At 32.2% G+C, this 20,610-nt stretch carries 22 protein-coding genes; 12 read left to right on the forward strand and 10 right to left on the reverse strand.

The genetic code is table 11. The features are described from left to right. Positions 1–22 precede the first annotated feature (22 nt). Positions 23–1,000, reverse strand: a complete 978-nt coding sequence (locus tag O9267_RS04145) for a DUF4476 domain-containing protein (protein ID WP_298176324.1) — start codon at positions 998–1,000, stop codon at positions 23–25. 154 nt (positions 1,001–1,154) lie between these two features. On the opposite strand from O9267_RS04145, the gene rmuC reads away from it, so the two are divergent. The 5 genes from rmuC to O9267_RS04170 all read left to right on the forward strand — a co-directional run bounded on the left by rmuC (position 1,155) and on the right by O9267_RS04170 (position 6,811). Then, positions 1,155–2,525: a DNA recombination protein RmuC gene (gene rmuC, locus O9267_RS04150; RefSeq protein WP_298176327.1), complete on the forward strand. Its 1,371-nt coding sequence runs from the start codon at positions 1,155–1,157 to the stop codon at positions 2,523–2,525. A gap of 7 nt (positions 2,526–2,532) precedes the next feature. Next, positions 2,533–2,898, forward strand: coding sequence for a 6-phosphogluconate dehydrogenase (locus O9267_RS04155; RefSeq protein WP_298176330.1), 366 nt, complete (start codon positions 2,533–2,535; stop codon positions 2,896–2,898). After that, entirely contained in the window at positions 2,899–3,447 is a 549-nt protein-coding gene (locus O9267_RS04160; protein ID WP_298176332.1) for an acyl-CoA thioesterase, read from the forward strand. A gap of 113 nt (positions 3,448–3,560) precedes the next feature. Beyond that, positions 3,561–4,736, forward strand: a complete 1,176-nt coding sequence (locus tag O9267_RS04165; protein WP_298176334.1) for a hypothetical protein — start codon at positions 3,561–3,563, stop codon at positions 4,734–4,736. A gap of 29 nt (positions 4,737–4,765) precedes the next feature. Then, positions 4,766–6,811, forward strand: a complete 2,046-nt coding sequence (locus O9267_RS04170; RefSeq protein WP_298176337.1) for an FG-GAP-like repeat-containing protein — start codon at positions 4,766–4,768, stop codon at positions 6,809–6,811. A gap of 74 nt (positions 6,812–6,885) precedes the next feature. Here the strand turns inward: O9267_RS04170 and hisS are convergent, their stop codons facing one another. Further along, a complete protein-coding gene (gene hisS, locus O9267_RS04175) occupies positions 6,886–8,244 on the reverse strand; it encodes a histidine--tRNA ligase (protein WP_298176340.1) in 1,359 nt (452 codons plus the stop codon). A 295-nt stretch (positions 8,245–8,539) separates the two neighbouring features. Here hisS and O9267_RS04180 point away from each other — a divergent pair, with 295 nt between their 5' ends. Then, the gene (locus O9267_RS04180) at positions 8,540–9,784 is read left to right on the forward strand and encodes an ABC transporter permease (RefSeq protein WP_298176343.1); all 1,245 of its coding nucleotides are present in this window, start codon (positions 8,540–8,542) and stop codon (positions 9,782–9,784) included. Between the two features lie 25 nt (positions 9,785–9,809). On the opposite strand, the gene prmC is transcribed toward O9267_RS04180, so the two are convergent. Both prmC and O9267_RS04190 read right to left on the reverse strand, forming a co-directional pair. Beyond that, a complete protein-coding gene (gene prmC, locus O9267_RS04185) occupies positions 9,810–10,694 on the reverse strand; it encodes a peptide chain release factor N(5)-glutamine methyltransferase (protein ID WP_298176346.1) in 885 nt (294 codons plus the stop codon). A gap of 27 nt (positions 10,695–10,721) precedes the next feature. Next, positions 10,722–11,198 (reverse strand): GNAT family N-acetyltransferase, encoded by a 477-nt coding sequence (locus O9267_RS04190; RefSeq protein WP_298176348.1) that lies wholly within the window; start codon positions 11,196–11,198, stop codon positions 10,722–10,724. A gap of 58 nt (positions 11,199–11,256) precedes the next feature. Between O9267_RS04190 and ribD the strand changes: the two genes are divergently transcribed. From ribD to O9267_RS04205, 3 genes are read left to right on the forward strand one after another with little or no spacing between them, the layout of a single operon-like run. After that, positions 11,257–12,279 (forward strand): bifunctional diaminohydroxyphosphoribosylaminopyrimidine deaminase/5-amino-6-(5-phosphoribosylamino)uracil reductase RibD, encoded by a 1,023-nt coding sequence (ribD, locus tag O9267_RS04195; protein ID WP_298176351.1) that lies wholly within the window; start codon positions 11,257–11,259, stop codon positions 12,277–12,279. After that, on the forward strand, positions 12,257–12,865 hold the full coding sequence (locus O9267_RS04200) for an HAD family phosphatase (RefSeq protein WP_298176354.1): 609 nt from the start codon (positions 12,257–12,259) through the stop codon (positions 12,863–12,865). The genes ribD and O9267_RS04200 overlap by 23 nt, the downstream gene beginning before the upstream one ends. Positions 12,866–12,903: 38 nt before the next feature. Beyond that, positions 12,904–13,509: a YigZ family protein gene (locus tag O9267_RS04205; protein WP_298176358.1), complete on the forward strand. Its 606-nt coding sequence runs from the start codon at positions 12,904–12,906 to the stop codon at positions 13,507–13,509. Between the two features lie 5 nt (positions 13,510–13,514). Here O9267_RS04205 and O9267_RS04210 read toward each other — a convergent pair whose 3' ends face one another. Further along, the gene (locus O9267_RS04210) at positions 13,515–13,913 is read right to left on the reverse strand and encodes a thioesterase family protein (protein WP_298176360.1); all 399 of its coding nucleotides are present in this window, start codon (positions 13,911–13,913) and stop codon (positions 13,515–13,517) included. 200 nt (positions 13,914–14,113) lie between these two features. Here O9267_RS04210 and dnaA point away from each other — a divergent pair, with 200 nt between their 5' ends. Genes dnaA through O9267_RS04225 form a run of 3 tightly spaced genes read left to right on the forward strand, consistent with a single transcriptional unit; the run spans position 14,114 to position 16,781 of the window. After that, positions 14,114–15,541, forward strand: a complete 1,428-nt coding sequence (gene dnaA / locus O9267_RS04215) for a chromosomal replication initiator protein DnaA (protein WP_298176362.1) — start codon at positions 14,114–14,116, stop codon at positions 15,539–15,541. Between the two features lie 52 nt (positions 15,542–15,593). Then, complete coding sequence (locus O9267_RS04220; protein WP_298176365.1) at positions 15,594–16,064, forward strand: low molecular weight protein-tyrosine-phosphatase; 471 nt, start codon at positions 15,594–15,596, stop codon at positions 16,062–16,064. 3 nt (positions 16,065–16,067) lie between these two features. Continuing rightward, positions 16,068–16,781, forward strand: a complete 714-nt coding sequence (locus O9267_RS04225; RefSeq protein ID WP_298176368.1) for an SAM-dependent methyltransferase — start codon at positions 16,068–16,070, stop codon at positions 16,779–16,781. A gap of 66 nt (positions 16,782–16,847) precedes the next feature. Here O9267_RS04225 and O9267_RS04230 read toward each other — a convergent pair whose 3' ends face one another. The 5 genes from O9267_RS04230 to O9267_RS04250 form a co-directional block, all read right to left on the reverse strand. Further along, entirely contained in the window at positions 16,848–17,483 is a 636-nt protein-coding gene (locus O9267_RS04230) for a peptidoglycan-binding protein LysM (protein ID WP_298176371.1), read from the reverse strand. 98 nt (positions 17,484–17,581) lie between these two features. Then, a complete protein-coding gene (locus O9267_RS04235) occupies positions 17,582–18,493 on the reverse strand; it encodes a DUF2279 domain-containing protein (protein ID WP_298176374.1) in 912 nt (303 codons plus the stop codon). A 21-nt stretch (positions 18,494–18,514) separates the two neighbouring features. After that, complete coding sequence (locus O9267_RS04240; protein WP_298176377.1) at positions 18,515–18,982, reverse strand: PEGA domain-containing protein; 468 nt, start codon at positions 18,980–18,982, stop codon at positions 18,515–18,517. Between the two features lie 29 nt (positions 18,983–19,011). Continuing rightward, on the reverse strand, positions 19,012–20,055 hold the full coding sequence (gene mltG / locus O9267_RS04245; protein ID WP_298176380.1) for an endolytic transglycosylase MltG: 1,044 nt from the start codon (positions 20,053–20,055) through the stop codon (positions 19,012–19,014). Next, positions 20,052–20,582 carry a GNAT family protein gene (locus O9267_RS04250; protein WP_298176383.1) on the reverse strand — a complete coding sequence of 177 codons (531 nt, stop codon included), beginning with the start codon at positions 20,580–20,582 and terminating at the stop codon, positions 20,052–20,054. The genes mltG and O9267_RS04250 overlap by 4 nt, the downstream gene beginning before the upstream one ends. Positions 20,583–20,610 lie beyond the last annotated feature (28 nt).

The raw sequence follows: 20,610 nt of genomic DNA on the forward strand, positions 1-20,610 counted from the left end.
TAATTACTATAATCTTTAAAAATTAATTTCTACTTTGAACGTAATCTGATAATTCATCAACATTACTGCTAAAATTGAAAATTCCGTTTAATTTGAAATAATTTCTTGGCTCAATGCAATAATCGTAAGCAAATTTAGCAAACTCTAATTTATTATCTTCAAAACTAAATGTATTGGCAATCTGTATAATTTGATCAACATTTAAACAATTTGCAGTAATAACCTGTTTAGCCGTTTTTAGACGAGTATCTTCAAAACTTTGCTTTTTGATAGTTGACAAAGCTGCATTAAAGTTTCCAGGTGTCATGCATGATTTTCCACCACAACCTCTTGAATCGTTGTATTGATTACCGCTGTTACCATGGTCATGACCATCATGATTCCCATGAGATGAATGTGAAGATGATGTAGTTGTTGTAGTTTGTGTAACAACACCGCCGCCCATAGAATCATTTATAGATACACCCATATTGATACCACCAATATTAACACCAACTCCCATGTTTACACCGCCATTTTGAGTTGTAGTCGTTGTAGTTGTTTGTGTTGTACCACCGCGAACAGGTTCTTTAACGACAACAACATCTCTTGGCTGGCCATAATGAACCACATGAACATTTGTTGGTGGAATAAAATCTGGTCGAACAGGAATTGAAGAAAAGTAATTTAACTTCATTTTTGTTTTGTTGTTCTTATCTCTTTTTATTTTATAAGTTACATCAGCAAAATTTCCATCGGCATCTGTCAACATTAAACTATTTTTAGATACATCTTGTAAAGTTGCATTAGCAAATTTGATTTTTGCATTGTAATAAGGTTGATTCAAATCTTCAACTCTTAAGTTAGTTTGCGGTTCGTCGTTAATGATTTCTCCATTTAAAATAAGCGTGAATTTATCACCATCTTCAGAAAAAATGGTCAAATGTCCTACTGGACCAAACTGTGAAAATGATAAACTTGAAATAAGTAATAAGGCTAAAAGTGTAATTTTTCTAGTCATAAATTATGAATTTTAATTTTTTTTGTAAATATAGTTTTTTTTCTAATAAATTTAAATTATCCAAAATAATGCCATTTTTTTAACAAAAATAAAATTGATGCAACTATTTTAAACAATATATGTATCTTTAAACTTTAAAATATTATATCAGATAATGGATTCATCAATTCTAATTTTACTAACCTTTATAATCGCCTTAGCCATTGGAGTTTTCGTTGGCAAAATGCTATTTTCAGCCAAATCACAATCAGAAAAAGCTTCGTTAGAAGAAAAATCAAATGGTTTGATATCGCAAATTAATCAATTGAAAGAGCAATTTCAGAACGAACGAAATCAATTTGAAAAACAGTTAACACTTTCAAATACTGAAAAGGAAACTATTCGTGCCGAAAAAGATTCATTAGCCATTCAATTATCAAAAAAAGAAACCGATTTTGAAAATCTTTGGGAACGAAATAAAGAGCAAAAACAAGAAGTAGAACAACTTCAAGAAAAATTCACTAAAGAATTTGAAAATTTGGCTAATAAAATTCTAGAAGAAAAAACGACTAAATTCACTGAACAAAATAAAGAAAACCTTAAAAATATTCTTTCGCCATTGCAAGATAAAATTCAACTTTTTGAAAAGAAAGTCGAAGATACACACAAAGAAAGTATTGATTATCATGCCGCATTGCGTCAACAAATTTTGGGCTTGCGCGAAATGAATGCGCAAATGAGTAAAGAAACACTCAATTTGACTAAAGCGCTAAAAGGCGACAGCAAAATGCAAGGAAATTGGGGCGAATTGGTATTAGAACGTGTTTTAGAAAAATCTGGATTAGAAAAAGACAGAGAATATTTTGTACAACAAAGTTTTGTAACCGAAGATGGAAATCGTGTTTTCCCCGATGTAATTATCAATCTTCCAGACGGAAAGAAAATGATTGTCGATTCCAAAGTAACGTTGACAGCTTATGAACGTTATATTAATGAGGAAGATGATAACTTGAAAACGCAACATCTAAAAGAACATGTAGTTTCAATAAATCGTCATGTCGAACAATTAGGAAACAAGAATTACCAAGATTTGTATCAAATGGAAAGTCCGGATTTTGTTTTGTTATTTATTCCAATTGAATCAGCATTTGCTATTGCTTTAAACGAAGATACAAGTTTGTACAATAAGGCTTTTGAAAAAAATATTGTTATTGTTACGCCTTCCACTTTATTAGCAACTTTGCGAACTATTGATAGTATGTGGGCGAATCAAAAACAGCAAGAAAACGCCTTAGAAATTGCTCGTCAAGCAGGTGCTTTGTATGATAAATTTGAAGGTTTTGTTTCTGATTTAGTCAAAATTGGAAAGAAGATGGACGAAGCCAAAGTTGAATATCAAGGAGCAATGAACAAGCTAGTTGACGGAAAAGGAAACTTGATAACAAGTGTAGAAAAATTGAAAAAAATGGGAGCAAAAGCCAAGAAATCTTTACCCGAAAACATAATTAACAGAGCAGAAAAAGACGAATCAACATTTATAAATTAAAACAAACATGAGAAAATTTCTATTTATTTTTATCGGACTACTAATTATTGGATTAGCAGGATATTTTGCCATAATGTATTACGCAACATATAGCGAAGGAAATCGTTCGGGCGAATTGATAAAATTCAGTAACAAAGGATACGTTTTCAAAACTTGGGAAGGCGAATTGAGTCAAGGAATTGCAGGTGCTCAAATCTTCAAATTTTCGGTTTTAGATAGTGAACCAAAAATAATTGAACAATTGAAAGAACTTCAAGGTGAATATGTAAAAATAACCTATGTTGAACGTTATACAACATTCTCTTGGTGGGGAGAAACCAAATATTATGTAACCGAAGTTGTTCAAGAGGATTCACCTTTTAAAGTTAGGTAAATGGAAGAGGTTTTCAAAACAGTAAAAGCATCCAAAATTACGATTTCTGAATTGATGTTGCCATCTCATACTAATTTTTCTGGTAAAATTCATGGCGGATATATTCTTTCATTATTAGACCAAATTGCTTTTGCATGTGCCTCAAAATATTCAGGAAATTATTGTGTTACGGCTTCAGTTGATACTGTAGATTTCCTTAATCCAATTGAAGTTGGCGAACTTGTAACTTTGAAAGCATCTGTAAATTATGTTGGAAATAGTTCAATGATTGTTGGTATTCGAGTAGAGGCAGAAAACATTAGAACTGGAAAAGTTAAGCATTGCAATTCTTCCTATTTTACAATGGTTGCAAAAGACAAAGAAGGAAATAACACAAAAGTTCCAAAACTGATTTTATCTACTTTTGATGAAGTTCGTCGTTTTTATTATGGAGTAAAAATGATTGCAGTTAGAAAGGACAAACAAGAACATGAAGAAATTTTTGATTATAAATCAGATGAAGCACTGAAAAACCTAAAAAATTACAATGTAAAAGTAAATTTAGATTAAAATTTTTAACAAATAAATTATTATTTTCATAAAAAAATTGCAACTTAACATGTGTTTAGTTAGGTATTTACATTCTTTTTTATATTTTTGAACTTTACTATCAATTTACAATAATGAAAAAAAATTACTTATTACTTTTTACATTACTTTTTGTGTTTTCAATAATTTCATGTTCAAAAAATGAAAATGAAGAATATTTGTCAATTGATAGCGAAAGTAAACAGATTATAAATAATAACAACACCAAAGCAATTGCTATTGATTTAAGTCAAGTTCCTTATCCTAAATTATCAGATTATCATTTCTTTGTTGGTCAATTAAAATTGCAACAACCTGGACATAAAGTATTGCCTTATCTGCCAGCAAGTGTTTTATTTACAGATTACGCTCACAAAAAAAGATTTGTTTGGTTGCCACCTGGAACAAAAGCTACCTATAATAGTGATACAACAATTTTAGAATTACCTGTTGGAGCTGTTTTGATAAAAAGTTTCTATTATGATAATGTTCAAAATGTTGTGCCAGTTGGTTCTACAAGAATTATCGAAACAAGACTAATGATTCGTAAATCTACAGGTTGGATATTTGCAGAATATGTTTGGAATACTGAGCAAACGGAAGCATACCTAGACATGAACGGAAGCACAACTTCAATAACTTGGATAGATGAAGAGAACAATACTAAAACAGTTCCAGAATATAGAATTCCTAACGAAGTTCAGTGCATTATCTGTCACAAAAAACAAGAGACTATCAATGGCGTTTTTGTCACAAATCATATTCCAATAGGAATCAAACCTCAAAATTTGAATTTTCAATATAACTATGGAACTGAAACAGTAAATCAATTGACAAAATGGATTCAAACAGGTTACTTGAATTCTAATTTTTCTCTTCCAACAGAAAATGCAACAACAGTAGATTATAGTGATACTTCTAAACCTCTTGATTTAAGAGTTCGATCTTATCTAGATATAAATTGTGCTCACTGCCATCAAAACAACAGACATTGTGATTACAGACCAATGCGATTTGCCTACTCTGAAACAGGTGCTTCTAACGGGTTAACTAATATAGGCGTTTGTGTAAATACTGTTGATATGCAAAGCTTTGCACCAGCATTAAGTAAAATTATTACTCCAGGAAATATCAATCGTTCTATGTTATACCACAGACTTAATACTACCAATGAAGCATTTAGAATGCCTCTACATGGTAGAACTGTCATTCACACAGAAGCTGTTAACATGATTGAACAATGGATTAACACTTTGCAGCCTTGTCCTTAAAAATAAAATACTAATCAAATAACTATAAAATGAAAAAAATTACTCTGCTCATTACAATGATGTTTTTTGCTCATCATTCTTACTCACAAGATACATGTGCTACAGCTTTACCTCTAATAACAGCAGGCTTATATGTTGTTGATGTTGTGAATGGAACACAAGTTCCTACACCTATCTGCGCAGCTAACGGAACTGGTGCTACTGCAGGCGAATGGTATGCGTATACTCCAACACAAAATTTTACAGTAACCGTAAGCTCTAATATTGTACAAAACACACCAAAAGTTGACACACGTTTTCATGTTTATACTGGAACATGCGCCTCGCTGACTTGTTATGCAGGAGATGATGATTCAGGTGCAGGATATTCATCTGTAGATACTTTCAATGTTGCAGCAGGAACAACCTATTACATTGCTTGGGATAATCATTGGACTTCAAACGGATTTACATTTCAATTAACTGAAAACGAAATTGTAGTTCCTCCTCCAACACCCATCACTTATACTACACAATCTGTTTCTACCATAGATAGTAACTACAATATTTGTGTTGTTGATATGAATAATGATAAACTAGATGACGTTGTAGGTGTTAGTCCTAATAACCTAAAAATTCACTACCAAAGAGATAATGGAACTTTTAATATTGTTAATTTCCCTGTAAGTGGAACTAGTAAAATGCCATCATGGAGTGCTGCTGTAGGAGATTATAACAGAGATGGTTACAACGATTTAATATTAGGAGCTGGAAATGGCTTATCAGTTTGGAAATCAAATGTTAGTCCAGACGGATTAGCTTACACAAGTTTTAACCCAACTGACTATATTTTTTGCCAAAGAACAAACTTTGCAGATGTTAACAACGACGGTAATCTTGATATTTTTTCTTGTCATGATATTGCTCCTAACTGCTATTATCTTAATGATGGTTCAGATAATTTAACTTTTTATCAAGCAACAGTTACTCCTGGCGCAATGAATGTAGGTAACTCTGGCGGTAACTATGCTACCTTGTTTTTTGATTATGACAATGATAATGATACTGATATATTTATTTCTAAATGTTCAGGTCCTCCATGTGAGTTAATAAGAAATGATGGTAATGGAGTCTATACAGATATTTCAGCTGTCGCTGGAGTAAACATCACACCTATACAAACATGGTCGTCTGCTATTGCTGATTTTGAAAATGATGGCGACATGGATATTATCATTACTGCAAGTTCTGGAAATCATCACTTCTTCAAAAATAATTTAGATACAAGTAACAGTGTTGAAGAGACTTTTACAGAGATAACTTCAGGATCAGGTTGGGATACAAATTCTTCAACCAACATAGATAATATTGCTTATGATTTTGACAATGACGGATTTGTTGATGTTTTAGGAGGTGGAAACAAAATCATGTTTAATCAAGGTAATAATACATTTTTCCCTCAAACTTATGCAGGAATAAGTGTAGGTGCTGTTGGTGATTTGAACAATGATGGTTATTTAGACATTTTAAATGGAAGCACAATAAGATATGCTGTTCCAAATGGTAACAATTGGTTAAAAGTAAAACTTAACGGTGTTGAGAGTAACAGTAATGGTATAGGTGCACGAATAGAAATTTATGGCGCTTGGGGAAAACAAATTAGAGATGTAAGAAGTGGTGAAGGTTTCAAATATATGAGTTCAATTTTTGCTCATTTTGGAATTGGAGCTGCAACTGAAATTACAAAGATAGTTGTGAAATGGCCTTCAGGTTCAGTTGATGAGATTCTTAACCCTTTAATAAACCGAACAATAACGATTACTGAAAATGAAACTACTCTTGCTACTGTTGCTCCTGCAAGTTCATTTTTTAGCATTACTCCAAATCCGGTGAATGATGTTATAAACATTACATTCAAAAATTCGGCTTCAGAAATAGCTTTTGCTCAAATAGTTGATCTTGTTGGAAAAGTAGTTATGAAACCAACTGTAACTAATAATACTATAGATGTAAAATCATTAGCTACAGGAACATACATTTTAGTTCTAAAAGATAAAGAAGGTAAACAATCTTCTGAAAAATTCTTGAAAAACTAATTCCAATTTAATTCTAACGAAAAAAGTCTCAACCATTTATTTGATTGAGACTTTTTTTATTTTTAGAAATTATCTTATTGCAAAACTTGTAACATTTCTTCAAATGAAACCATTTCTTGTTTTCCTAAAACTAGGTTTTTCAATGTGAATTTTCCATCTGTAATTTCTTTTACAACAAAAGGAATTTTTCTTCTTTCGGCATATTTGAACTGCTTGTCAATCTTAGTTGCATCTGGATACATTTCGACATTGATGTTGTTTTTTCTTAGATTGTAAACGGTTTGCATTACTTCAAAAGACTGGCTTTCTCCAAAATTTAAAAACATCACTTTAGTTGAAGTAATAACCGTTTCAGGGAACAAATTCAATTCGTCTAGAACTAAGTAGATTCTGTCTAAACCAAACGAAATTCCGACGCCACTCATGTTTTTTAAACCAAAGATTCCTGTCAAGTCATCATATCTTCCGCCACCGCCGATTGAACCCATAGCAACTGTTTTGGGAGCAGCGACTTCAAAAATAGCTCCAGTGTAATAATTTAAACCACGTGCTAAGGTTACATCAAGGTCTAAAATGGCTTTTTGCAAACCTAATTTGGTTACGTTTTCACAAATAAAACGCAATTCTTCGATTCCTCTTTTGCCTTCTTCTGAAGTGGAAAGTAAAGTGGAAAGTTTCTCTATTTTTTCTTGAATCGTTCCTTCAAAACTGAATAACGGTTGCACTTTTACCAATGCTTCTTCGGAAATTCCTTTTTCGAGCATTTCTTTTTTTACTCCATCTTCACCTATTTTGTCGAGTTTGTCTAAGGCAACTGTAAAATCTATTAACTTATCGGAAGCACCAATAACTTCGGCAATTCCGGATAAGATTTTGCGATTATTGATTTTGATAGTCACGCCATCCAAACCTAATGCGGCAAAAACAGCATCGTATAACTGCACCAATTCTACTTCTTGCCATAAAGATGTTGAACCAACTACATCGGCATCGCATTGGTAAAATTCTCTAAAACGTCCTTTTTGAGGACGATCGGCACGCCAAACAGGTTGGATTTGGTAACGCTTAAACGGAAACTCAATTTCGCTTTGGTGTTGCACCACATAACGAGCAAAAGGTACGGTTAAATCGTAACGTAAGGCTTTTTCGGAGATTTTTGGTGTTATTGCTTTTTCTTGTTTGTATTCCAGAAATTCTAATGGGACATCTTTTAAATATTCTCCAGAATTCAATATTTTAAAAATCAATCTATCGCCTTCATCGCCGTATTTTCCCATAAGGGTTTCGGAGTTTTCAAAAGAAGGTGTTTCGATAGGTTGGTAACCGTATTTTTCGAAATGGTGTCGCATTATCGAAATGATATAGTTACGCTTGGAAACCTCTACAGGTGAAAAATCTCTTGTGCCTTTTGGGATGCTTGGTTTTGATGCCATTTTTTAATTTTGGAATTACGTATTGTTTTGCAAATATCTTGTTTTTTTGATGAAAACACAAGATATAGTCGCAGTTTTCAGTCGCAGTAGGCAATTGTAAATTGTCATTCTGAAGGAATCTCATCAAATTTAGCAAATAGTTTCTTTGGATGCAGTTAGCCCTAGCCCAGATTGCAACGGAAATCCTTTTTATTTTTTCTTTAAAAATAAAAAGATTGCAGTGTAAAGCGGGAAATAGCTTCAAAAAAAACTTAAAAATTGTAACAAATAGCGTACTTTCGTGTCAAACTTGTATATGTTTAAACTTTTTGTAGAAAATAGTAAAATTGCATTTGGTTCGATACGAACGCAACTGCTGCGCACCATTCTGACAGTGGTGATTATTGCTTTTGGTATCATGTCGCTTGTTGGGATTTTGTCAGTTGTTTCGTCACTTGATAGCATGCTGAATTCGAAATTTTCATCGATGGGTTCGAACACTTTTAATATTACACAATACGAATTTGTGACCAGACAACGTGGTGGCGGTGAAGAAGAAAAAATAAATCCGATTATTTCATATCCTGAAGCTCGATTTTTTAAGGATAAATATAAGTTTCCGTTAACGAGAAGTTCGTTATCATTTACAGCAACTGCAACGGCAGAAATAAAATTTGAAAACCAAAAGACCGATCCCGAAATTCAGGTGCTTGGTGTGGATGAGAATTTTGTGAGTAATTCAGGTTTGGAAGTTATTCAAGGACGAAATTTTAACTCGTTAGATATTCAGAATAACGCTTATATGTGTGTCGTTGGTTCAGACTTTGTGACGAAAGGTTTGCTGAAAGACGTGAATCCGATAGACAAAATAATTTCTATTCGCGGTGCTAAGTTTAAAGTAATTGGTGCTTTGAAAGAAAAAGGTTCGACATTTGGAAATAGTCAAGATTTACGAGTTTTGATTCCGATACAAGTGGCGCGTTCTCTTTATTCAAAACCAAGCATTGATTATACCATTAGTACAATGGTTGATAAAAAAGAAATGCTCGACGAAGCGATTGATCAAGCAACTATAACTATGCGTCAAGTACGAAAGTTGAATCCAGTTGAAGAAAATAATTTTGGTATTTCGAGAAGTGATGATTTGGTAAATAAAATTGCCGAAATGACTGGCGCATTAAGCATAGCCGCTTGGGTTATAGGCATCATTACTATTTTTGGTTCTTCGATTGCGCTTATGAATATCATGATTGTGTCGGTAACCGATAGAACAAGAGAAATTGGCGTGAGAAAATCGCTTGGCGCCACAAAAAATACTATTGCATGGCAGTTTTTTGTAGAAACCTTAATTATTAGTCAGCTTGGTGGTTTGTTGGGAATTATATTAGGAATTCTTATTGGTTACGGAATTTCTTCGGCTTTAGATTTTGCATTTGTAATTCCGTGGAAAGCGATTATGGCTGCTTTTGGAACAAGTTTTATAGTAGCAATCGTTTCGGGTTCTTATCCTGCTTTGAAAGCATCGAAGTTGGATCCTATTGAGGCGTTGAGATATGAATAGTTATTAGTTAATAGTTTGTAGTTTTTTATTTTGAACAAGAAATCATTCTGTAGTTTCCATAAATATCTTTTTTCAAAATAACATTTTTAAAGCCAAAATTCTCTAACAATTCAACGGTTTCTTTTCCTAGATATTGGTTTATTTCAAAGTAGAGTTTTCCATTTTCCGTTAAGCTTTTCTTAGCTAGTTCGGCTATTTTTCTGTAAAAAAGTAGCGCATCGTTATCTTCTACAAATAAGGCCAAATGTGGTTCGTATTCTAAAACATTTGGTTTGATTTCGGATTTTTCCAAATTTCTAACGTATGGTGGATTTGAAACAATCACATCATATTTAGTTGGATGTTGGATGTTGGATGTTGGAAGATTTTCTAAATCGTCAACTTTTAGAATATCTGCTTGTATAAAATTCACATTTACGTTATTGATTTCAGCGTTTTTTTGTGCTGTAGCCAAAGCCTTTTCAGAAACATCAATGGCAGAAACTTGTGCATTTGGAAGATTTTTTGCTAGTGAAATGGCAATACAACCGCTACCTGTGCCAATGTCAAGAATTTTAGGGTTGTTGATTGTAGGTTGTAGGTTGTAGGATTTGATTATTAATTCAATAAGTTCTTCAGTTTCAGGTCTTGGAATTAATGTGTTTTTGTTTACTAAAAAAGGTAGTCCGTAAAATTCTGTTTCCCCTAATATATATTGTATAGGTTTTTCTTTTTTTAATGCTGCTAAAGTGCTTTCCCATCGCAATAGTTGCAACGCATCCATTTCCATTTCTGGATTCAAGGCTAAGTCGATTCTCTTTTTATTATGAAAACTTTCTAAAATAATATAAAAGAAACTTTCAATTTCCATCTCATCATATAAAGGAGAAAGCTCATGAAGAAAAGTGGTTTTGTATTCTTTAATAAACATTGGAATTTGAAATTTTATGGTTGGAATTTATATACTTTTTATCATCCAAATAGGACAACTTGTGTGACCTGTTCCGCCTAAATGTGAGCAAATATAGTCAAACCCAACTTTTTTGTACAACTTCTGAGCCACAAGCATTTCGGGAAGTGTTTCTAAATAACATTTTTCGTATCCAAATTCTTTCGCTTTTTGTAGGCACTTTTCAATTATTTGGAAGCCTATTCCTTTGCCACGAACTTCTTGTAAAAAATACATTTTTTGCAATTCACAGATATTTTCATCCGAATTATCCAATTTTGCAATTCCGCCGCCACCGAGAATTTTTCCATTTTCTTCAATTACAAAATAGATCGCTTTTGGTTTCTTGTAATTTTCAAACATATAATCTAATTGCGAATCGGCAAATGCAGTTCCGACTTTTGGATAATTATCATCAATAAAAACTTGACGAATTACACTTGCAATTTGTTGATTGTCTTCTGGTTGAATTTCTCTGATTATCATGCAAACTAAACTTTATACTTTCTAAATTTCTAACTCAAAAAAAACTTATTTTTGTGATGTGAAGATACACGAAAAATATATAAAACGCTGCATTGAACTAGCCAAAAATGGTTTGGGAACAACTTTTCCTAATCCGTTGGTTGGGAGCGTGATTGTATATAATGATGAAATAATTGGCGAAGGCTGGCACCAAAAAGCAGGCGAGCCACATGCAGAAGTCAATGCCATAAATTCGGTAAAAGACAAATCATTACTTTCTAAGTCAACTATTTATGTTAGTTTAGAACCCTGTAGTCATTTTGGAAAAACACCACCATGTTGCGATTTGATTATTGCAAAAAAAATTCCGAACGTAGTAATCGGAACAATTGATCCCTTTGCAAAAGTTGCTGGTAACGGCATTAAAAGATTATTAGAAGCTGGAAAAAAAGTAACAGTTGGTATTTTAGAAAGCGAATGCAACGAACTAAACAAACGATTTTTTACTTTTCACAACAAAAAAAGACCTTATATAATTTTAAAATGGGCTGAAAGTCAAGATGGATTTATAGCACCATTATCAAAAGATAAACAAGAGCCAGTTTGGTTAACTAACTTATTTTCAAGACAATTAGTTCATAAATGGCGAAGCGAAGAACAAGCTATTTTGGTTGGTACAAAGACAGTCATTGAAGATAATCCGAGTTTAACCACAAGAGATTGGGCTGGAAACAATCCAATTAGAATAGTTTTAGACCAAAATAACCGAATTTCAAAAGAAAGTCATATCTTTGATAATCAAGCAAAAACCATTTCAATAACAAAAAGCAATATCAATTTCAATAACAATTTGGCTTCAGAAGTAGCTACTTATTTATTTGAAAACAATATTCAATCGTTGATTATTGAAGGCGGAAGCAAGACTTTGCAAGCTTTTATTGATAAAAATATTTGGGATGAAGCAAGAGTTTTTAAGTCGAATATAACTTTGAATGAAGGTGTAAAAGCACCCAAAATTGAATTTAAAAAAGCAACTAGGAATGAAATTTTAGAAGATGAATTACTAAATTTTTTCAATTATGATAACAACAATTATTTTTGATTTTGGCGATATTTTTCTTAATTTAGAGAAAGAAGCACAAATTGAAGCCTTCAAAAAGTTAGGTTTAGATGGACCAAACGAAGAATTGATTGCCAAAAATGATTTATTTGAAAAAGGAAAAATTTCAGAATCAGATTTTCTAGAAAGTTTTCTTAAGTTTATACCAAATGCAAGTATTGAAGAGATAAAGAAGGCTTGGAACACTATTATAGGTGATTTTCCATTGTATAGATTGGAATTTCTACAAATGCTTTCTTATAAATACAAACTTTTTTTGTTGACTAATACTGATGAAATTCACATAGCTCGTTTTGAAAAAAAAGTAGGGATTTCGTTTTTTAGTGACTTTTATCAGTGCTTTGAAAAAGTTTACTATTCTTATGAAATGGGAATGAGAAAACCCGACCCAAAAATATTTTCTACTATATTAAGTAAACACGAATTATCTCCAAAACGAACTTTGTTTGTAGATGATAAAAAAGTAAATACCGACGCCGCCGAAAGTTTGGGAATTCATGTTTGGAATTTGCAAGTAGGTAAAGAAGATGTTGTAGATTTGTACAAGCAAAAACAATTACCTTTGTAAAACATTATTTTCGTACATCGTAATTCGTACTTCTAACCTTGAAAGACACCTATAAAACCATTGCTTTTCCTTCAGAAGAGATTTTATTTAAAGAAAAGAACAGTAAGTTTTTTGGATATTCATTTCCTGTGACTACTGAAGAGGAAATCAAAAATCATTTAGAAATTTTACGTAAAAAACATTTTGGTGCAGTGCATTGGTGTTATGCATTTCAGCTTGGAGTCGATAAAATTCAATTTCGCGCCAATGATGATGGAGAACCAAGTAATACGGCCGGAATGCCTATTTATGGACAAATTCAATCTTTTGGACTGACGAATATTTTAGTCGTTGTAGTTCGTTTTTATGGTGGTATCAAGTTAGGCGTTGGCGGTTTGATAGCTGCTTACCGAACTTCGGCACAAATGGCATTGGAAGATGCTGAAATTATAGAAAAAACAATCGATGTTCATTATCTAATTTCCTTTGATTATAAAAACATGAATAAAGTAATGCGAGTTATCAAAGAAAAAAACTTAGAAATCATTTTTCAAAAAATGGAAATGAGTTGTGAAATTGAAATTGCAACACGAAAAAAAAATGCCGAAATAGTATTCGACATTTTTTCAAATTTATTTGAAGTTGAAATTAAATTAAAAGAATAGAATTCCTACTCTTTCAACAAGTCTAAAATATAATCAGGAGGCAAAACTGGACGACCTGTTTTCATATCTACAAACACCAAAGTTGAGTTGGCAATTGTTAATAACTCATCTTTCTCATTTCGTATCTCATAATCAAACTCAATTTTAACCGATTCTTGTTTTTTGAAAATTGTTTTAACAATTAATAAATCATCATATCTGGCAGGTTTTTTATAATTTATGTTTAAAGATACTACCGGAAGCATGATTCCATTTTCTTCCATCCATTTATATGAAATCCCAATGTTTCTGAGCCATTCAACGCGTCCCATTTCAAAATATTGCGCATAATTGCCATGGTAAACGACTCCCATTTGGTCTGTTTCTGAATAACGAACTCTTACGTTAATTTCGTGCTGTTTCATTTAGTTTATATTATATTTTTATTATATTTACATCATCAAAAAAATAACACTTACAACATTATTTTTTAAAAATCAATAGCCCTTTTATTTTTTTTTAACAAAAAATGTTCACATATTTGTTACCCCGAATTTTTAGAGAAAAACGTCCTTTTTCTTTGTGTAAGATAACCTTTAATAGTAAGAATAATTAATTAGAATTTATGAGCAAAACTGCGCAATCAGTATGGGAAAATTGTCTAGCGTTTATAAAAGACAATATTCAAGACCAGGCATTTAAAACTTGGTTCGAACCGATTAAGTCTGTTGAGCTAACCGATAACGCACTTTACATTCAGGTTCCAAGCAAATTCTTTTACGAATGGCTCGAAGAGCATTATGTTAAATTATTAAAAGTTGCACTTACCAAAGAACTCGGAAAAAATGCAAAGTTACTCTATAAAATTAAAATGGAGAACACTTATGGCAATAAACAACCTTTTACCGAACAATTACCAAGTAACAACAGAAGCTCTGTAAAAACACAAGAGGTTGACGCACCATTCAAAAATCTTAATCCTGAATTAAAAAATCCTTTTGTAATTCCAGGAATTAGAAACCTTAAAATTGAGTCGCAACTTAATGCTAACTACAGTTTTGATAATTTCCTTGAAGGTGATTCTAACCGTTTAGCACGTTCGGCTGGTATGGCTGTTGCCAATAAACCAGGTGGAACTTCTTTCAATCCACTATTAATTTTTGGTGGTGTTGGTTTAGGTAAAACGCACTTAGCACACGCTATCGGTGTTGAAATAAAAGATAAATATCCTGAAAAAACGGTGTTGTATATTTCTGCGGAAATTTTTACACAACAATATATTGATTCTGTTAAGAAAAACAACAGAAACGACTTTATCCATTTTTATCAGTTAATTGATGTATTGATTATTGACGACGTTCAATTCCTTTCTGGAAAAACTGGAACGCAAGATGTTTTCTTCCATATTTTCAATTATTTACATCAAAATGGAAAACAAGTAATTCTTACTTCTGACAAAGCACCAGTTGACATGCAAGATATAGAGCAACGCTTATTATCTCGTTTCAAATGGGGACTTTCAGCCGAATTACACCAACCAGATTATGAAACAAGAATTTCTATCCTAAAAAACATTCTATATCGTGATGGTGTTGATATGCCTGACGAAATTATAGAATATGTTGCTAGAAATATCAAATCGAATGTTAGAGAATTAGAAGGTGCTATCATCTCGTTAATCGCTCAATCTTCTTTCAATAAAAAAGAAGTTACTTTAGATTTGGCTAAGCAAATTGTAGAGAAATTTGTTAAAAATGTTAAACGTGAAATTTCTATTGATTATATCCAGAAAGTAGTTTCTGATTATTTCCAATTAGATTTAGACACTTTGCAATCTAAAACTAGAAAACGTCATGTGGTTCAAGCAAGACAGTTGGCAATGTTTTTTGCAAAAAAATTCACAAAAGCATCGTTGGCAAATATTGGTTCACAAATTGGAGATAGAGATCACGCAACTGTTCTTCATGCTTGCAAAACTGTTGATAATCTAGTTTCTACTGACAAGCAATTCAAAAAATTTGTTGAAGATATTCACAAGAAATTATCATTATAATTTTTTAGTTGTTTATTTTTGTAGTCTCAAATCTGCATAAAATAATTTTTAAATGACAACTAAAGTTTTAATGGTGTGTCTTGGTAATATTTGCCGTTCACCATTGGCAGAAGGAATATTAGCATCTAAACTTCCGCAAAATAAATTCACTGTTGATTCAGCAGGAACTGGAAATTGGCATATTGGGAAAAAACCCGATGAGCGTTCGATAGCCGTTGCCCAGAAAAACGGATTGGATATTTCTATTCAAAAAGCTAGACAATTTTCTAAAACTGATTTTGACAACTATGACTACATCTTTGTAATGGATAACACCAATTATTATGATGTAATTAGTCTTGCCGAAAATGAATCGCAGAAAAACAAAGTTGACCTAATTTTAAATGCACTTTTTCCAAATGAAAATGTTGATGTTCCTGATCCATACTACGGATTAGCAAATGGTTTTGACAATGTATACCAAATGTTAGATGAAGCTTGTACAGTTGTGGCTTCCAAATTAATTGAAAAACATCCTTATTAAGTTATGCAACAATTCGGTAAACTTTATCTTATACCAACCACAATGGGCGATTGTGAACCAATGGACGTTTTGCCACAAACGGTAAAAAGATGCCTTGATTTTATCGACGACTACATTGTTGAAAATGAAAAAACAGCTAGAAAGTTTATCAAAAGTGTACAACCTGAGAAAGTGCAAGCTTCATTAAGATTGAGCACCTTAAACAAACATACCGAAATTTCGGAACATAACAAGATGATTCAACCTTGTTTGGAAGGAAAAAATATTGGATTAATGAGCGAAGCTGGTTGCCCTGCCATTGCTGATCCTGGTGCTGCAATAGTCAAAATAGCACATGAAAAAGGAATTCAAGTTGTACCTTTGGTCGGACCATCTTCTATCCTACTAGCCATGATGGCATCTGGAATGAATGGACAAGGGTTTACTTTCAATGGTTATTTGCCAATTGATAAATCGGAGAAAAAAAGTGCTTTAAAAAATCTTGAAAAGTTATCTCACGACAAAAACCAATCACAGATTTTTATTGAAACACCTTATAGAAATAATAAATTACTAGAAGATTTAATTCAAACCTTACAACCAAATACTCATTTGTGTATAGCTACAGACATAACACTTCCGACAGAATACATCAAAACATTACGAGTAAATGACTGGAAAAAAACTAAAGTTGATTTACATAATAGACCGACTATTTTTATCATTCATAAAATGTAGTTTTAAAACACAAAAAAACCATTCGCCGCAACGAATGGTTTTTTTTTATGAATTACCTTTTATAATTTATCTTACTCTTGCATTATTATTGGCTACAATTCCCGAAGTTTCATAACCTCCAAACATTCTCATGTAACCCTTTACAGATGAACCGTATTTGTCTTTGCATTTTTTCTTACCGTTAGTATGTAAAAACCTTTTTACTGAACCTGCACCACCAAGATGAGCTGCAGCCAAAATTCCAGATTCAGTCACTTTTACACCACCTACAATTTTTCCTGAATACTTATTTATTTCTTTTTTTAATTCCCATTTGTTTTTAGAAACCAAAGCAATAAATGCTTTTTCTTGCATTTTAGGATTGTTTAAAAAAGCTAGACTATCAGTAATACCAACAGATTTTAGGGTTTCTTTACCAAATTGGTATTTTCCCATATAACCTAAGGTATTTATCTTTTTGTATTTACCTTGAGATTCTTTGAAAGCGATTGCTTCTTTGAAACCAATAAAAAATTTTCCTGTAAAAGGAACATTTAAACTTTTATATTCTATTGGATTTTCTGAAGGAAATAAGAAATGTAATTCATCATCATCGTTTACTTTAAACCAATCATAATCTTTGGCTTCTAAAGGTTTAAAACTAAAACTTAAAAAAGTAACTATTGCTAGTAACGACGAGTAAAATATCCATTTCTTTATCATAAAGTAGATTTCTTCGAAGACTGTCACTCTAGGAAATTTCTGCTCAGCAAAGATACTTTAACAATTTAATAAACTGACTAACAATACGTTAATATTGTCTAAAAATAGATGAAATGCCATTTAACATCGTCGAACTGCTTAAACTCGATTGTTGGACTAGGAATTTTCACAGTGTTAAAAATGGAAAAAATGGTTTTTAGCACATGCGATTTTGTTTCGATTTTGGTCAAATCAACATCAAAACTTAGGTAATATTGTCTTGCTCTTTTTGATTCTGGAAGGAAAATAGTATTGGTAAAACTATCGCTTCCGGTAATCATTCCTTCAGCTCCATAACCGACTGCCAAATTTAGCCATTTAGGAATTTTTGAACCTTTGAAAAAGGAATGCATATTAGCAGAAAGCCAATACGTTTGTCCGTTATAATCTTTGAAAACTTGCTCTGTGACCGAACTTCCTAATACATTTGGTCGTGCCGAAGCATAAGGTGTTGTGTGAAAAGAAAATTTTGGGACAATTCGTTGCTCTTTCCACAATAACTCTTGCGAAACAAATAAAGTAGTTCCTGAAGCATTTGCTAACAAATCGCCAACAGATGCGCCCCATTTACTTGAATACCCATCTAAAATTTCAATAGCAGAAAGCATTACAAATCCTGAAGTTGCGCCAAAAAGTAATTGATTTTTTTTGCTAACACCGCTCCAAGCCAAGGCATCACTACTAGCTTTACTTAGTTGATAAGCCGAGAAAACATGACCCGCTTTATCCATTTGGAGCCATTCGGCATTGTCATTTATGGTGTGAAAATCTGATTTTGGAAAATCTTTGTACCAAAGTTCGTTGAGTCCTACAAATGTTGCGGTTGCAATTGCTGCTTGCGAAATAATTACGCCATTTCTCCTCTGAATATTTAAAGAATCAGCTGGTTTTAGGAAATTGTCAATAGTTGTTTGTGCCAAAATAGATTGACACAAAAAAAATAGTATGTTCGATAAAAAGCTGAACTTCATAAACAAATAATTTAATATGTGCTATTCAGAAACTTCAAGTTGTCCAACTTTCTCCCAATTTTTATCAACATCTAATGTAGCATAAATGTAAACATTACTATTCTCACTTTTTTTATATGCCAAATCCTTTGCCAAAACAGCTTTTAAGTCATTTGGTGACAAACGATATATAGCACCAGTAGAAACATCTACAATATATCCAACAATTCCGCCAATCAGAATATTTCCCCATATCCAACCATTCATTTTTTTCTTTAAATCAACTTCATATTCCTTATACCCATCTAACTGTATCTTTACCTTATAATTACCATTTCTTTTTAATTTAGTTTCAAAAGGTGTTTTTCCAATCTCAACATTATCAACAAAAATTTTAGCATTTGTTGGTGTGCTATCAAATTTAATTTTTTGTTTAGATCCAGATACTATTGTAGCACAGCTAGCTGTCAAAAAAAATACAAGTAAACTGATTATGATTTTTGTCTTCATTTATATAATTATTACGTTTCTATTAATTTCTATCTTTTTATACCTTGATTATTAACCCATTCCACGTATTTTTGACGGTTAACTTCGTGTTGCAATGGTGTTACGGCAAATTCGTGGTAACCAAAGTTAGTCACGCTTGCGCAAAAATAGATGTACTCGTGTTTTTCAGGATTTAGTACAGCATCTAAAGCTGTAATATCAGGCATAGCAATTGGTCCAGGTGGTAAACCTTGATACATATAGGTGTTGTAAGGCGAATTGGTTTCTAAATCTTTGTACAAAACGCGTTTGATGACTTGATTGAAATCGCCAGAATTTTTCTTAACAGCATAAATAACCGTTGGATCGGCTTCCAGTTTCATTCCTTGATTGAGACGGTTTAGGTAAACGCCTGCTACTCTTGGACGTTCATCTCTTTTTACCGTTTCTTTATGTACAATTGAAGCTAAAATGGATACTTGAATTGGTGTTAAATTTTGAGCTTTGGCTTTTGCTAACCTTTCTTCTGTCCAGAATTTACGGTATTCCTTCGCCATTTTATCTCTAAATTTTTCGGCAGTTGTATTCCAGAAATATTCGTATGAATTTGGAATGCAAACAGCTAAAACATTTTCTTCGGTAAAACCATTATCTTCTAAAAATTGTTTGTCTTTGAAAGCATTTAGAATACTCAAACTATCACATTCGAGTTGTGAAGCAATTCTTCCTGCGAAATCTTCCAACCTTTCTTGGTTATTGAAAGCCAAATTTACTGGAACATTTTGACGAAGTGAGTTAATAATAGCGTTGCTTCCCATTCCTTTTTTGAGTAAAAAGCGACCTGGTTTTACATTTCTTGGATATGATTTTTTGTTTGCAGTTGTTTCAAATTTGTCCATATCTTCAATATAAGGACTTATAATTTTCTTTACATCTTCAAATTCGGAATCGGTTGGAATTTCAACATAAACTTGATTTTCAGTGAATTTGGTATTGGCACCAAAAATATCTCTGTATAATTTATAACCATAAACTCCAGCAATTGTGATGATTACAACTGCAATAATGCTAACTACTTTTTTGATATTCTTCAAAACTTTTTATTTATTAATTGATATAAACTTTCATCTTGGTACTTACCGTCGATCAAATTCCATTCTTTTTTGTCGCCGATTTTTTGGAATCCAAATTTAGTAAAAAGGTTTACACTTGGTTCATTTTGTGGATTAATATTAGCAAATAATTGATGTAGGTTCAATTTTGAAAAGGCAAAATCAATCAACAAACCTAATGATTCTGTACCAATTCCCGAATTTCTATCTTGATTTTCTTTAATAACAATTCCAATTCCTGCACGATTATTACTTGGATCAAAGTCGAATAAATCGATTAACCCAATAGCAGAAAAGTCATTGTTTTTACAAATAGCCAATCGTAATTGTTTGGCTTCATATATATCTTGATGCGCATTTTCTAAATATTGACGAATAAGAAATTTGCTGTAAGGTGTTTGGGTGTTGCTCACGTGCCAAATCGATTCATCGTTTTCTATTGCATATACAAACTCCAAATCGTCTGGTTCGAGTGCTCGTAAATAGATATTGTTTCCTTTTAAAGTCATTTCTAAGTTTAAGAGTTTAAATGTTTAT

This window comes from Flavobacterium sp. (assembly GCF_027531705.1).
Classification (GTDB): Bacteria; Bacteroidota; Bacteroidia; order Flavobacteriales; family Flavobacteriaceae; genus Flavobacterium.